Source organism: Streptomyces sp. WAC04114 (assembly GCF_019733245.1).
Classification (GTDB): Bacteria; Actinomycetota; Actinomycetes; order Streptomycetales; family Streptomycetaceae; genus Streptomyces; species Streptomyces massasporeus_A.
The window spans coordinates 1-14,581 of sequence record NZ_JAIGQA010000046.1; the positions used below are offsets into that span (position 1 = coordinate 1).

Sequence of the window (14,581 nt, forward strand, 5' to 3'; positions counted from 1 at the left end):
CCACCACCCTTTCCGCCGTCCTGGTCCTCGGGGCCCTGCTCCTCCCCAACACCCTCCCCGCCCTCAAGGCGGTCAGCTTCGCGCGGATCCCGGCCGAGGCGGTCATCGGGGCCGTGGTCGTGCTGGCGCTGCCGCGCCGGCCGCGGCTGGTGGCGGCGGTCCTGTACGGGCTCGGCCTCACCGCCCTGACCACGGTGAACCTGCTCGACATGGGGTTCAACGAGTACCTCGGCCGGGGCTTCAACGCCGCGCTCGACTGGGACCTGCTGCCCGACGCGCAGGCGTACGTCGAGGACACCCTGGGCGGGGGCGTCGCGACGGCCGTCACCGTCGGCGCGGTAGTGCTGGTGCTGCTCGTGGCGGCGGTCATGGTCGCGGCGACGATCCGGCTCGCGACCGTGCTGGCCCGCCACCGGGTGCGGGCGACCAAGGGCGCCCTGGTCGCCGGAACTGTCTGGGTCACCTGCTCCGCGCTCGGTCTGACGCTGTTCGGCTTGCCGATCGCCTCCGAGCGCGGGGCCGGTGCCCTCCGGGTGCACGCGCAGCGGACGGTGGAGTCCCTGCGGGACGAGGCCGCGTTCGTGAAGCAGTCGAAGGCCGACTCCTTCGGCAACACCCCGCCCGGCGAACTGCTGCCGGACCTGCGCGGCAAGGACGTGATCTTCACGTTCATCGAGAGCTATGGCCGCAGCGCCATCGAGGACCCGGTCATGGCACCCGGCGTCGGCCGCACCCTGGACGCGAGCACCGCCGCCCTGGAGAAGGCCGGCTTCGCCGCCCGCAGCGGCTGGCTGACCTCGGCGACGTACGGCGGCAGCAGCTGGCTCGGCCACTCCACGACCATGTCCGGCCTGTGGATCGACAACCAGCGGCGCTACCGCACGGTCAGCGCCGGCGACCACCTCACCCTCACCAAGGCCTTCCAGAAGACCGGCGCCTGGGACACGGTCGGCGTCATGCCGGGCGTCCAGAAGGGCTGGCCGGAGGAGAAGTGGTACGGCTTGGACAAGCTCTACGACGCCTTCGACCTGGGCTACCGGGGGCCGAAGTTCAGCTGGTCGACCATGCCCGACCAGTACGCGCTGGAGGCGTTCCAGAAGCGGGTGCACGGGAAGAAGCGGGACAAGCCGCTGATGTCGTTCGTCATCCTGACCTCCAGCCACCAGCCCTGGGCGCCCCTCCCGAAGATGGTCGGCTGGGACGAGCTCGGCGACGGCTCGGTCTTCGACGCGATCCATAAGGCCGGCAACAAGGCCTCGGACGTCATCACCGACACCACCAAGTCCCGCGAGGAGTACGGCAAGTCCATCCAGTACTCGGTCACCAGCCTCACCCAGTGGCTGGAGCGCTACGGCACCGACGACACCGTCCTGGTCTTCCTCGGCGACCACCAGCCCATCGCCCGGGTCAGCGGGAACCACGCCTCCCGGGACGTGCCGGTGTCGATCGTCGCGAAGGACCCGAAGGTCCTGGACAAGGTCGCCGACTGGAACTGGACGGAGGGCCTCAAGCCCGAGCGCGACGCGCCCGTGTGGAAGATGAGCTCCTTCCGCGACCGCTTCCTGAAGGCGTTCGGCTCCACACCGCACCCCTCCAAGGACTGATCAGCCGCCCGAGGTGTCGAGCTCGGCGTCCTCGCCGACCCCGGCGCAGTCGTAGGGGTCCTTCAGCCAGCCGTCCGGCAGCACCACACGGTTGTTGCCGGAGGTACGGCCCCGGGGCCCGTCGGCGCCGGACGGCCAGGGCTGGTCGAGGTCCAGCTCGTCCAGGCCGGAGCGCAGCTCCTCCAGGGACGAGGTGATCGCGAGGCGTTTGCGCATCTCGGAGCCGACCGCGAAGCCCTTCAGGTACCAGGCGACGTGCTTGCGGAAGTCGATCACGCCCCGGGCCTCGTCGCCGATCCACTCCCCGAGCAGCGTGGCGTGCCGGACCATGACGTCGGCGACCTCGCGCAGGGCGGGGCGGGCGATGTCCTCGGTGCGGCCCTCGAAGGCGGCGACCAGGTCGGAGAAGAGCCAGGGCCGCCCGAGGCAGCCGCGGCCGACGACCACGCCGTCGCAGCCGGTCTCGCGGACCATTCGCAGGGCGTCCTCGGCCGACCAGATGTCGCCGTTGCCGAGCACCGGGATCTCCGGCACGTGCTCCTTCAGCCGGGCGACGGCGTCCCAGTCGGCGGTGCCGCCGTAGTGCTGGGCGGCGGTGCGGCCGTGCAGGGCGATGGCGGTGACGCCCTCCTCGACGGCGATCCGTCCGGCGTCGAGGAAGGTGATGTGGTCGTCGTCGATGCCCTTGCGCATCTTCATCGTCACGGGCAGGTCGCCGGCGCCGCTGACGGCCTCGCGCAGGATGGCCCGCAGCAGGTTCCGCTTGTACGGCAGCGCGGAGCCGCCGCCCTTGCGGGTGACCTTCGGCACGGGGCAGCCGAAGTTGAGGTCGATGTGGTCGGCGAGGTCCTCCTCCGCGATCATGCGGACGGCCTTGCCGACGGTCGCGGGGTCCACGCCGTAGAGCTGGATCGAGCGCGGCGTCTCCGTCGCGTCGAAGTGGATCAGCTGCATGGTCTTCTCGTTGCGCTCGACCAGCGCCCGGGTGGTGATCATCTCGCTGACGAACAGGCCCTTACCTGCGCTGAATTCCCTGCACAGGGTGCGGAAGGGCGCGTTGGTGATCCCGGCCATGGGGGCCAGGACGACGGGCGGCTGGACGGTGTGCGGACCGATCTGGAGGGGCGTGGACATGCCTCCATTGTGCCGTGCAATGAGATGGCAAAATTCATTAGTTAGCCACACTATCGAAATCGGCGTACGATGAAGCGCATGCCCGAGCTCAGTCACCGCCGCCGCATGCTGGTGCTCGCGATCTGCTGCATGAGCCTGCTGATCGTGAGCCTCGACAACACGGTCCTGAACGTGGCCCTGCCCTCCATGCAGCAGGACCTGCACGCCAGCACGTCGGGTCTGCAGTGGACGATCGACGCGTACACGCTGGTCCTGGCCTCGCTGCTGATGCTCGCGGGTTCCACGGCCGACCGGATCGGCCGCAAGCGGGTTTTCATGGCGGGCCTGGTCGTCTTCACCCTCGGCTCGGTGCTGTGCTCCCTCGCACCGAGCCTGGAGGCGCTGATCGCGTTCCGGATGGTGCAGGCGGTGGGCGGCTCGATGCTGAACCCGGTCGCCATGTCGATCATCACCAACACCTTCACCGACCCGCGCGAGCGGGCCCGGGCCATCGGCGTCTGGGGCGCGGTCGTCGGCATATCGATGGCCGCCGGCCCGCTGGTCGGCGGGCTCCTGGTCGACTCCGTCGGCTGGCGCTCCATCTTCTGGATCAATCTGCCGGTGGGCCTCGCGGCCCTGCTGCTCACCCTGCGCTTCGTCCCCGAGTCCCGCGCGCCGCGCGCCCGCCGACCCGACCCCGTCGGGCAGGTGCTGGTGATCGCACTGTTCGGCTCGCTCACGTACGCGATCATCGAGGCGCCGAGCACCCCGTTCGGGTCGATCGCGCCGCTGGCCGCCGTCGCCCTCGCCGCCCTGGTGGGGCTGCTCCTCTACGAGCCGCGTCGCAAGGAGCCGCTGATCGACCTGCGGTTCTTCCGGTCGGCGCCGTTCAGCGGGGCCACGGTGATCGCGATCAGCGCCTTCGCCGCGCTCGGCGGCTTCCTGTTCCTGTCGACGCTGTACCTGCAGAACGTCCGCGGTCTGACCGCCCTGGAGGCGGGCCTGTGGATGCTGCCGATGGCGGTCCCGACCTTCCTGTGCGCGCCGCTCTCGGGCCGGCTGGTGGGCTCGCGCGGCCCGCGCCTGCCGCTGCTGATCGCGGGCTTGGCGATGACGACGAGCGGTGTCCTGTTCGCCGCGTTCGAGGCCGAGACCTCCGACGTCACGCTCTTCGCCGGCTACGTCCTGTTCGGCATCGGCTTCGGCTTCGTCAACGCGCCCATCACCAACACGGCGGTGTCCGGCATGCCACGCGCCCAGGCGGGCGTGGCAGCGGCGGTCGCCTCCACGAGCCGGCAGCTCGGACAGACACTGGGCGTGGCCGTGGTGGGCGCGGTCCTCGCCTCGGGCGTCGGCTCCGCCTCCTACCGGGAGGTGTTCGTGTCCGCGGCCCGGCCCGGGTGGTGGATCCTCGCCGTGTGCGGGTTCGCGGTGCTGGCGCTGGGGGCGGTGACGAACGGGCGGTGGGCCCGGGGGACCGCCGAGCGGGCCGCGCGCCGCCTGGAGTCGCCGGAGGTGCGGGACGTGGTGGTGACCGCGGACCGCTGATTGTCGGTGCCGTGCGCTTCACTGTCCGCCATGGAGCTCACCCAAGCCACCGTCAACGACCTGCTGGACCGGCTCGGACCTGCGAGCGGCCACCTCTACCTGCCGGCCGACCTCGACCCGCAGGCCCTGATCGATCTGCTCGACGGCCGCTACGGCACGCCGCGCACGCTCGTCCTCGACGGCTTCACCGACCCGACGGCCGACGAGTCCCGGGGCGCGGCCCTCCTCGCCCCCTTCGCGGACCGGGCCGTGACCCTGCGGGCGTGGGCCTACGGGGACCGGTGGGGCGGCGCGGGCACGGCGCGGGACGGCGAGGGGATCGAGCGGCCGGTGCTGGCCGTCGCCCACCGGGAGGTGCCCCACCCCCCGGTGCCCGCCCGGGACGAGGACGCCGGCATCGGCGTCGACTGGATGGAGCGGCTCACCCGCATCACGGGCTGGAGCGAGCCCGCCCGGCGGCCCGACGTGGACTGGACGGAGACGGAGTCACGCCTGGGCACCCCCCTGCCCGGCGACTACAAGCGCATGGTGGAGACGTTCGGCGAGGGCGCCTTCGACGGCTACCTGGACCTGAACCAGGAGCCGTGGACGCAACTCCGGGACGAGGGCCTGCTCATCTGGGCGGGCACGGAGCACGAGGACCTGTACTGCTGGCGGACCGACGGCGACGACCCCGACCGGTGGCCCGTCGTGGTGCGGTCCTTCGACGGCGAGGACGTCCCCTTCGCCTACCGGACCGCGGAGTTCGTCTGCCGCATCCTCACCGAACCGCACCACCGGTTCACCATGGCCCGCTACTTCGACACCCACTGGTTCATGAACTACCGGGAGACAGGCTGAGGGTTCGTCTCCCTGCTCAGCGCCATCGCCCGGAGCGGCGCGGTGGAGCGCCGGGCCGACCGCGAGGGCCGTACGCCGCTGGTGCCGCCGAGCCTGTTCGCGCTCACCTCGCTGCGGCGCGGGCTGCTGCTGGTGCTGCCGTTCTCCATCGGCTTCAGCGGCTTCATGTTCGTGATCGCGGTGGCGTTGCAACAGGGCGCCGGGCTCTCGCCGGTCGCGGCGGGCCTGGCGCTCCTGCCCCTGGCGGTGGTGTTCTTCGTGTTCTCGCTGCTGGGCCCGCGGCTGGTCGCCCGGTACGGCACCCGCGTGGTGACGGCCGGTGCCGCCCTCCAGGGCGTGGGCCTGGCCCTGATGGCGCTGGCCGCCTGGCGGTTCTGGCCGCACCTCGGCTTCGTCGAGCTGCTCCCGGGCGCGGCGGTCGCCGGTGCGGGCCAGGCGCTGCAACTCCCCGTCGTCTACCGGGTGATCCTCTCCGAGGTGCCGCCCGCCCGGGCCGGTGTCGGCAGCGGGGTGATGATCACCACCCAGCAGTCGGCGCTGGCCCTCGGCGTGGCGACCCTGGGCACGCTGTTCCTGTCCCTGGTTCCGGGAATGGGCATGCGGGACGCCCTGGTCACGACCCTGCTGGTGCAGCTGGGCGGCGTCGTACTCACCGGCCTGCTGAGCCTGCGCCTGCCCCGCACCGTCGCCTGAGGTCTCTCACGGCCTGATAACTCATCTCCGGGGAAACCCTGTTGATGTCGGTCTTGCTGCACACTCCTTGCTGCGAGCAGACCGGAACGCCGGATTTCTCGACGCGGGAGGGGCCATGACGCAGATCGACACGAGCAAGGTCAGCCGGTGGGACCAGCACGGCCGGGAGCACGTGGTGCGGGTGCACCGGACGGGCGTCCAGCGCAGGATCAGATGCGACACCTGCGGCTGGCACAGAAGCGCCCAGTTCCTGCCCTGGCTGAAGGCGGAGGAACACCTGGCGGAGGCCCACCAGGCCACGGTGGACCCGACGGCGGCGTGAGAGCACGCGCCGCTCGGGCCACCGTCACCCGGAAGGGCATTGCGTCGCCGTCCCCCGGAGAGCCTGCGGCTACCGCGCCGTGAGCGCGAGCTTCGCCCCCAGGGCCACGAACGAGCCCGCGAAGCCCCGCCGCAGCCAGGCCATCACCCGGGGGCGGCCCACGATGTGCCGGCGCACCGACGCGGCCAGCACCCCGTACGCGGCGAACACCACGAAAGTCGCCAGCATGAAGACCCCGCCCAGCCCGGCCATGCGCAGCACCGCGTGCGGCTCCCCGGGGCTCACGAACTGCGGCAGGAACGCGAAGAAGAAGATCGTCAGCTTCGGGTTGAGGATGTTGACCAGCACGCCGCGCACGATCACCCGGCGCGCCGACACCTCCGGGGCCGCGTCCCGCTCCTCGACCATGAGTGCCTCCTTGCCCCGCACCGTCGCCCACGCCATGTACAGCAGGTAGGCGACGCCCGCGTACTTCAGCAGCTGGAAGGCGGTCGCGCTCGCGTGCAGCAGCGCGGCGACGCCGGTGACCGTGGCCAGCAGGTGCGGCACGATCCCGAGCGTGCAGCCGACGGCCGCGACGACACTCGCGCGGCGCCCCCGGGAGAGCGCGGCGGCCAGGGTGTAGACGACGCCGGTGCCCGGCGTGGCGACGACGACAAGGGTGGTCAGCAGGAACGCGATGCTCATGCGCTCACCCTGGCGCGCCCCCGCCGCGCGGGAACAGGACCAATCGGCCCGGGGGATGCGGGGCCAATCCCCCGCACCTCAGCGTCCTCAAGGGCCCCACCGTTCGACACGTTTCACACCCGCTCGGACAATGGAAAGTGCCGGTGAGCGGTCTCCCCGGCGGCGCCCGCCCACCGGTCGCGCGGAACTCTGCGCCGCCCGAGGGAGCGCGCCATGACCGTCCGTATCGCCACCTTCAACATGGAGAATCTCTTCCGCCGCCCCGCGGTCCTCGGCCTCCAGGACGTCGAGCGGCGCCGGCGGATCCTGGCCGACTTCGCCGAGTTGGTCTCCCTGCTCGACCTGGCGACCTATGAGCGGGACGAGAAGCTCCGGATCGCCGAGCTCATCAAGAAGTACAGGGCCTATTCGACGGACCCCGACGACCCTCCGCCGATCTTCATCAACCAGACCCGTGGGGGAGCCAGTCTCTTCCAGACGTCCGGGCGGCCGGGGTCGGCCGACTTCGAGGTGCGGATCCTCGCAGGCGGCCGGAGAAACTGGTCCGGTTGGGCCGAACTCGTGCGGGAGGACCTCGACGGGGACGCCGTGCGGAACACCGGCAAGGTGGTCACCGAGGTCAACGCCGACATCCTGCTCACGGTCGAGGTCGAGGACCGCCTCACCCTGGACCGCTTCAACGAGCAGATCGTGGGCGGCCCGGCCGAAGGGAAGCCGTATCCCTACAACATGCTGATCGACGGCAACGACATCCGCGGCATCGACATCGGCATCCTCAGCCGCTTCCCGATCAGGTCCGTGCGGTCGCACATCTTCGACGCCGATCCGGACGAATCCGGGAATCCGCTGTTCAGCCGCGACTGCCCCGAGTTCGAGATCGAGATCAGAACCGGTCCCGGGGAGGAGCCCCTGTGGCTCCTGGGCAACCACCTCAAGAGCAAGTCCAACGACAACCCGAAGCTGCGGGAGAACCAGGCCAAGCGGGTCGCGGAGATCTACCGGGCCGCCCTCACACGCTCTTCGCGCGTGCTGGTCGCCGGAGACATGAACGATTCCCCCGGCAGCAAACCGGTCAGCGCCCTCCTGGCCACCGGCCTGCAGGACGTGATGAGCCACCCGAGCTACAAAGGGCTGCCCGGCACGTTCGGGGAGTGCGACTCGTCACGGCAGAAGATCGACTACCTGCTGCTGTCCCCGTCGCTGTGGAGCCAGGTGCAGCACGTCGGCCTGGAGACCCGCGGAATCTTCGCCGAGGGCATCAAGTCCTTCAACAGCGTGAAGTCGAGGACCACCGCAGCCTCCGACCACGCGGCCCTCAACGCCGACCTGGACCTGTAACGGGTCGGACCCCGCGTCCCGTAGGGGCAGCGGGGTCCGACAGAGGCGCGGGGCTGTATCGATATGCGGCTCCGCCGCGTGGGCGCGACAAACCACGACGGATCCGCACCCGGCGAATCACACAAGCCGGGCGGACGCTGACCCGTCAATCAACTAGCACCCGACGAGACGCGCCGCGAGGTACCCCTCGATCTGGTCCAGCGACACCCGCTCCTGCTTCATCGTGTCGCGCTCGCGGACGGTCACCGCATTGTCCTCGAGCGTGTCGAAGTCGACGGTCACGCAGAACGGCGTACCGATCTCGTCCTGGCGGCGGTAGCGGCGGCCGATGGCGCCGGCGTCGTCGAACTCGATGTTCCAGTGCTGCCGGAGCGCCTGGGCGAGACCCTTGGCCTTCGGGGACAGCTCCGGGTTGCGGGACAGCGGCAGCACCGCGACCTTCACCGGGGCGAGGCGGTGGTCGAGGCGCAGCACGGTGCGCTTCTCCATCTTGCCCTTGGCGTTGGGGGCCTCGTCCTCGATGTAGGCGTCCAGCAGGAACGCCAGCATCGCGCGGCCGACACCGGCCGCGGGCTCGATGACGTACGGAGTCCAGCGCTCGCCGGCCTCCTGGTCGAAGTAGGTGAGGTCCTGGCCGGAGGCCTTGGAGTGGGCACCGAGGTCGTAGTCGGTGCGGTTGGCCACGCCCTCCAGCTCACCCCACTCGCTGCCGCCGAACTGGAAGCGGTACTCGATGTCGGCGGTGCGCTTGGAGTAGTGGGAGAGCTTCTCCTTCGGGTGCTCGTACCACCGCATGTTCTCCTCGCGCAGGCCGAGACCGGTGTACCAGTTCCAGCGCTGCTCCATCCAGTACTCCTGCCACTTCTCGTCCTCGCCCGGCTTGACGAAGAACTCCATCTCCATCTGCTCGAACTCGCGGGTGCGGAAGATGAAGTTGCCGGGCGTGATCTCGTTGCGGAAGGACTTGCCCATCTGGGCGATGCCGAACGGCGGCTTGCGGCGCGAGGTGGTCTGCACCTGGGAGAAGTTGGTGAAGATGCCCTGCGCGGTCTCGGGCCGCAGGTAGGCGACGGAGCCGGAGTCCTGGGTCGGGCCGAGGTGGGTGGACAGCAGGCCCGAGAACTGCTTGGGCTCGGTGAACTGGCCCTTGTTGCCGCAGTTGGGGCAGTTGACGTCGGCCAGGCCGTTCTCCGGCAGGCGCTTGTGCTTGGCCTCGTAGGCCTCCTCCAGGTGGTCCGCGCGGAACCGCTTGTGGCAGGAGGTGCACTCGGTCAGCGGGTCCGTGAAGGTGGCGACGTGACCGGAGGCGACCCAGACCTCGGGGGCCAGGATCACGGACGAGTCGATCCCCACGACGTCCTCGCGCGACGTCACCATGTAGCGCCACCACTGGCGCTTGAGGTTCTCCTTGAGCTCGACACCCAGGGGGCCGTAGTCCCAAGCGGCGCGCTGGCCGCCGTAGATCTCACTACAGGGGAATACGAAGCCACGGCGCTTGCTCAGGCTGACGATGGTGTCGATCTTGTCGGCGGCCACGGTGCTCTCTTCATTACGACGACGGGCGACGAAGCGAGTTGCTTCCAGCGAATGACTCAGGTTACCGGCGGGGACGCCCTCTCAATCAAATCGCTCCCCCTCCGTGGACCTCAAGGCCCTGCTCAGACTCTTTGTTGACAACGGTTTCCATATTTGTTGAAAATGACTGTCATGAACGTACGACGACACCTCATACCCGCCGCCCTGGCCTCCGCTCTCGGCCTCGGCGCCCTGACCGCCTGCTCCAGCGACAGCGCGGCCACGGGCAACACGGACAAGTTCGACGTCGTCGCGTCGTTCTACCCGATGGCCTTCCTCGCCGAGCAGATCGGCGGCGACCACACGAACGTCACCAGCCTGACCGAGCCCGGCCAGGAGCCGCACGACCTGGAGATCAGCACCCAGCAGCGCGCGCAGCTGGAGGAGGCCGACGCGGCGCTCTACCTCAAGGGCCTCCAGCCCGCCGTCGACGAGGCCGTCTCGCAGACCGGCATCAAGACCAAGATCGACGCGGCCACCCTGACCCACCTCGAGGACCACGGCACCGGCGGCCACAGCCACGAGGAAGAGGAAGGCCACTCCGAGGAAGGCCACTCCGAGGAGGCCCACTCCGAGGAGGAGGAGCACGCCCGCGACCCGCACGTCTGGCTCGACCCGGTGAAGTACGCCGAGGTCGCCCAGGGCGTCGGCAAGGCCTTCGAGAAGGCCGACCCGGACCACGCGGCCGACTACAAGAAGAACACCGCGGCCCTGGTCAAGAAGCTGAACGAGCTGAACGGCGACTTCGAGAACGGCCTGAAGGACACCAAGACCAAGGTCTTCTTCACCAACCACGCCGCCTTCGGCTACCTCGCCGAGCGCTACGGCCTCACCCAGGAGGCCATCTCCGGCCTCGACCCCGAGAGCGAGCCCAGCGGCGCCCGGGTCAGGGAACTCCAGCAGGAGGCCAAGGCCGACGGCGTCACCACCGTCTTCTACGAGACACTGGTCTCCGACAAGACCGCGAAGACCCTCGCCAAGGACGCGAAGCTCAAGACGGACGTCCTCGACCCGCTCGAGGGCATCACCGGCAAGTCCCGCGGCGACGACTACTTCCAGGTCATGGAAGCCAACCTCAAGGCCCTGCGGACGGCCCTGGGAGCCAAGTGATCGACCCACCGGAGGACGGCATGACCGAGCCCGTCGTATCCCTGCGCGGCGTCCGCGCGGACCTGGGCTCGCGCCCCGTGCTGCGCGGCATCGACCTCACCGTGCACCGCGGCGAGGTCGTCGCGCTGCTCGGCGCGAACGGCTCGGGCAAGTCCACGGCCGTGCGCAGCATCATCGGCCAGGTGCAGACCGGCGCCGGTGCCATCGAGCTGTTCGGCACGGACCACGGGCGGTTCCGCGACTGGCACCGCGTGGGCTACGTCCCGCAGCGCACCACGGCCGCCGGCGGCGTGCCCGCCACGGTGACCGAGGTGGTCTCCTCCGGCCGCCTGTCCCGGGCCCGCTTCGGCGTCCTGCGCAAGGCCGACCGCAAGGCCGTACGGCAGGCGCTGGAGCTCGTCGGCATGGCGGACCGGGCCAAGGACTCGGTCGACGCCCTCTCCGGCGGCCAGCACCAGCGCGTCCTGATCGCCCGCGCGCTCGCCTCCGAACCCGAGCTGCTGATCATGGACGAGCCGATGGCCGGCGTCGACCTGGCCAGCCAGGAGGTCCTCGCGCACACCCTCGCCGAGCAGGTCTCCCAGGGCACGACCGTGCTGCTCGTGCTGCACGAACTGGGCCCCCTGGAGCCCCTCATCGACCGGGCGGTCGTCCTGCGCGACGGCTGCGTCGTCCACGACGGGCCGCCCCCGAAGGCCGTTGGCCAGCACGCCCTGCCCGGCCACGACCACGTGCACCCGCACGCACCCGCGGGCGCCGAACCGATCCGCACGGGACTGCTGAGCTGATGGACTTCCTCGACTACGCCTTCATGCAGCGGGCCCTGCTCGCCGCCGTCCTGGTCGGCATCACCGCCCCCGCGGTGGGGATCTACCTGGTCCAGCGCCGCCAGGCCCTGATGGGCGACGGCATCGGTCACGTGGCGATGACCGGCGTCGGCCTCGGCTTCCTGCTGTCCTGGTCACCGGTGTGGATGGCGACCCTGGTCTCCGTCCTCGGCGCGGTCCTCATGGAGCTGATCCGCTGGTACGGCAAGACCCGCGGCGACATCGCCCTCGCGATGCTGTTCTACGGCGGCATGGCCGGCGGTGTGATGTTCATCAACCTCGCGCCGACGGGCTCCAACGCCAACCTGACGTCGTACCTGTTCGGCTCCCTGTCGACGGTGTCCCAGTCGGACGTCACCGCGATCTGCGTCCTGGCCGCGTTCGTCGTCCTGGTCACCCTCGGTCTGCGGCGGCAGCTGTTCGCGGTCAGTCAGGACGAGGAGTTCGCCCGGGTGACGGGCCTGCCGGTGCGGGTCCTGAACCTGCTGACGGCGATCACCGCGGCCGTCACGGTGACCGTGGCGATGCGGGTGGTCGGGCTGCTGCTGGTCAGTGCGCTGATGGTGGTGCCGGTCGCGGCCGCCCAGCAGATCACCCGCAGCTTCGCCGCCACGTTCGCGATCGCCGTCGCCATCGGCGTGAGCGTGACGATCGGCGGCACGGTCACCTCGTACTACCAGGACGTGCCGCCCGGCGCGACGATCGTGCTGCTGACCATCGGCGCGTTCATCGTGCTGACGGCGCTCGCGGCCCCGCTGGCCCGGCGCCGCGCCCGCGCGGCGGCGGCCCCGGACGCGACGGCCGACCCCGCCGAGTGCGCCATCCCGGGCAGCCGCGCGGCGACAGACGAAGTCGGCGTCTGACCGCCCCCACCTCGGGCTGGCACAATGGCCCGGGCAAGGCAGACGTGAGGAGGCAACGGTGACGACCGCTGGACCGTCCGTGAAGGGCCGCGCCACCAAGCAGCGGGCCGCTGTGGCGGCGGCCCTGCAGGAGGTCGACGAGTTCCGCAGCGCGCAGGAACTGCACGACATGCTCAAGCACAAGGGTGACTCGGTCGGGCTCACCACGGTCTACCGCACGCTGCAGTCCCTCGCCGATGCCGGTGAGGTCGACGTCCTGCGCACGGCCGACGGTGAGTCGGTGTACCGGCGCTGCTCCACCGACGACCATCACCACCACCTGGTGTGCCGCGGGTGCGGCAAGGCCGTGGAGGTGGAGGGGCCGGCGGTGGAGAAGTGGGCCGAGTCCATCGCCGCGGAGCACGGGTATGTGAACGTGGCTCATACGGTGGAGATTTTCGGGACCTGTGCGGATTGCGCGGGGGCCTCCGGCGGTTGAGCGGTTGATCGCCGTGAGGGTGGCGTCCGGTCGCCGTCTGCGGGTGCGTTGGGGCTTGTCGCGCAGTTCCCCGCGCCCCTGAGCCGTCACGCGCCCCGGGCGCTCAGTGCGCGCCGGACGAGCAGCGAGAGGGCCGTGGAGGCCAGGATCACGGTGCCGCCGACGCGCAGGATGAGGTCGTAGGCGCGTTCCGGGCCGGTCTCGGGGGTGAGTGAGGTGATGGCCGCCGCGACGGCCGCCAGGCCGATGGCGCCGAGCGTGACGAGGGCGGTGAGGACGACGCCCGAGGCCTCTCCGGCGCGGGCGGGCTGGACGACCTGCTGGGTGGCGACGCTCGCGAAGGTCCAGCCGAGGCCCAGCCCGAGCGCGCACCAGGTGAAGACGGGCAGATAGACCCACCAGGACCAGGCGAAGCTCAGCCCGATCATGCCGGTCCCGGCGATGGTCCCGGCCAGGGCCATGACGCTGGTGGCGCGCATCCGGCCGGACAGCCAGGCGCCGATGGGCCCCGAGCAGGCGACCATCACGGCCGGGGCGAGGAAGACCGTGCCGGACAGGATCGCCGACAGGCCGCGCACCTGCTGCAACTGGAGCGTGGCGAGGAACACGGTGACGGCGTAGCCCATGTTGGCGACCGACCCCATCACGGTGACGAGGTCGAAGCGGATGTTGCGGAAGAGCCGGAAGTCGACCAGCGGATGCCGGCAGGTCCGCTCCCGCAGCACGAAGAGGGCACCGGCCACCACGGCGATCCCGAACAGGGCGAGCGTGCGGGCGTGGTCCCAGCCCCAGGCGCTCCCCCGCTCCACGGCCAGGGTCAGGGCGGCCAGGCTCGTCACGACGGCCAGACAGCCCGGCAGGTCGATCTGGCGCGGGGCGCTCTCGTCCCGCGAGTCGGGGACGTACCACAGGGCGATCAGCAGGGAGAGGGCGCTGAGCGGGGCCAGCAGCCAGAAGATCCACCGCCAGCCGGGCCCGTCGGTGAAGCCCCCGCCGACGAACGGTCCGAGAGCGGTGCCGACGTTGGCGATCCCGAACATCGCCCCGAGCGCCCGGGCCCGGGTCTCCTCGGGGAAGGCGTTGGTGATCACGGAGACCGACACGGGGAAGATCAGCGCCGCACCCGCGCCCTGCACGACCCGGGCCACGACGAGCACTCCGAGGCTCGGCGCGAGGGCGCAGCCGACGGAGGCGGCGGCGAACAGCCCGGTCCCGGCCAGCAGGACCGGACGCCGGCCGAGGAGATCACCCAGCCGTCCGCCGACGATGAACAGACAGCCGACGGCGAGCATGTACGCGGACAGCGTCCACTGCGCCGCGGAGACGGTCGTGTCCAGCTCGTCGGCGATCCCGGGGATGGCCAGGTTGAGCGCGAAGAAGTCCAGCTGGATGCAGAACAGGGCCAGCGAGGCCGCGATGAAGACCCCGGCCCGTCTCGTGGTCCGCCGGGGTGCGCCGACGGCGGTCGAACCCATGCCACCAGGACACCGCCGCCACGGCCCGGCTGCCACCGGAGGGGCTGCCGGGCCGCGGCGGTCGGCTGCGACGGGTGAGGCCGGCGGGCCGCGGCGTCGGCTGCGACA

The 14,581-nt window shown here is 70.8% G+C and carries 13 protein-coding genes and 1 pseudogene; 10 read left to right on the plus strand and 4 right to left on the minus strand.

All coding sequences use genetic code 11. The features are described 5' to 3' along the window. Positions 1-1,604 (plus strand): CDP-alcohol phosphatidyltransferase (locus K4G64_RS15095; RefSeq protein WP_221756560.1); only part of this gene is annotated, 1,604 nt, incomplete at its 5' end. Here the strand turns inward: K4G64_RS15095 and dusB are convergent. Further along, positions 1,605-2,738: a tRNA dihydrouridine synthase DusB gene (gene dusB, locus K4G64_RS15100; protein WP_221756561.1), complete on the minus strand. Its 1,134-nt coding sequence runs from the start codon at positions 2,736-2,738 to the stop codon at positions 1,605-1,607. It lies immediately after the preceding gene. 78 nt (positions 2,739-2,816) lie between these two features. On the opposite strand from dusB, the gene K4G64_RS15105 reads away from it, so the two are divergent. From K4G64_RS15105 to K4G64_RS15120, 4 genes and pseudogenes are all read left to right on the plus strand, one after another. Continuing rightward, entirely contained in the window at positions 2,817-4,265 is a 1,449-nt protein-coding gene (locus K4G64_RS15105) for an MFS transporter (protein WP_221756562.1), read from the plus strand. A gap of 30 nt (positions 4,266-4,295) precedes the next feature. Next, positions 4,296-5,105 carry a hypothetical protein gene (locus K4G64_RS15110; RefSeq protein ID WP_221756563.1) on the plus strand — a complete coding sequence of 270 codons (810 nt, stop codon included), beginning with the start codon at positions 4,296-4,298 and terminating at the stop codon, positions 5,103-5,105. Between the two features lie 36 nt (positions 5,106-5,141). Next, a pseudogene (locus K4G64_RS15115) lies at positions 5,142-5,798 on the plus strand (MFS transporter); the annotation flags it as partial. A 115-nt stretch (positions 5,799-5,913) separates the two neighbouring features. Further along, a complete protein-coding gene (locus tag K4G64_RS15120) occupies positions 5,914-6,120 on the plus strand; it encodes a hypothetical protein (protein WP_221756564.1) in 207 nt (68 codons plus the stop codon). 69 nt (positions 6,121-6,189) lie between these two features. Here the strand turns inward: K4G64_RS15120 and K4G64_RS15125 are convergent, their stop codons facing one another. Beyond that, positions 6,190-6,807 carry a LysE family translocator gene (locus K4G64_RS15125; RefSeq protein ID WP_221756565.1) on the minus strand — a complete coding sequence of 206 codons (618 nt, stop codon included), beginning with the start codon at positions 6,805-6,807 and terminating at the stop codon, positions 6,190-6,192. A gap of 213 nt (positions 6,808-7,020) precedes the next feature. On the opposite strand from K4G64_RS15125, the gene K4G64_RS15130 reads away from it, so the two are divergent. Further along, a complete protein-coding gene (locus tag K4G64_RS15130; protein WP_221756566.1) occupies positions 7,021-8,145 on the plus strand; it encodes an endonuclease/exonuclease/phosphatase family protein in 1,125 nt (374 codons plus the stop codon). 153 nt (positions 8,146-8,298) lie between these two features. Here the strand turns inward: K4G64_RS15130 and K4G64_RS15135 are convergent, their stop codons facing one another. Further along, positions 8,299-9,681 carry a glycine--tRNA ligase gene (locus K4G64_RS15135; RefSeq protein ID WP_221756567.1) on the minus strand — a complete coding sequence of 461 codons (1,383 nt, stop codon included), beginning with the start codon at positions 9,679-9,681 and terminating at the stop codon, positions 8,299-8,301. A gap of 171 nt (positions 9,682-9,852) precedes the next feature. Between K4G64_RS15135 and K4G64_RS15140 the strand changes: the two genes are divergently transcribed. Genes K4G64_RS15140 through K4G64_RS15155 form a run of 4 tightly spaced genes read left to right on the plus strand, consistent with a single transcriptional unit; the run spans position 9,853 to position 12,998 of the window. Next, entirely contained in the window at positions 9,853-10,830 is a 978-nt protein-coding gene (locus K4G64_RS15140) for a metal ABC transporter solute-binding protein, Zn/Mn family (RefSeq protein WP_221756568.1), read from the plus strand. A gap of 20 nt (positions 10,831-10,850) precedes the next feature. Further along, a complete protein-coding gene (locus tag K4G64_RS15145; protein ID WP_221756569.1) occupies positions 10,851-11,618 on the plus strand; it encodes a metal ABC transporter ATP-binding protein in 768 nt (255 codons plus the stop codon). Further along, positions 11,618-12,520: a metal ABC transporter permease gene (locus K4G64_RS15150; RefSeq protein ID WP_221756570.1), complete on the plus strand. Its 903-nt coding sequence runs from the start codon at positions 11,618-11,620 to the stop codon at positions 12,518-12,520. Before K4G64_RS15145 ends, K4G64_RS15150 begins: the two co-directional genes overlap by 1 nt. 58 nt (positions 12,521-12,578) lie before the next feature. Further along, positions 12,579-12,998: a Fur family transcriptional regulator gene (locus K4G64_RS15155; RefSeq protein ID WP_030836532.1), complete on the plus strand. Its 420-nt coding sequence runs from the start codon at positions 12,579-12,581 to the stop codon at positions 12,996-12,998. A gap of 86 nt (positions 12,999-13,084) precedes the next feature. Here the strand turns inward: K4G64_RS15155 and K4G64_RS15160 are convergent, their stop codons facing one another. Then, the gene (locus K4G64_RS15160) at positions 13,085-14,473 is read right to left on the minus strand and encodes an MFS transporter (RefSeq protein ID WP_221756571.1); all 1,389 of its coding nucleotides are present in this window, start codon (positions 14,471-14,473) and stop codon (positions 13,085-13,087) included. Positions 14,474-14,581: the final 108 nt, after the last annotated feature.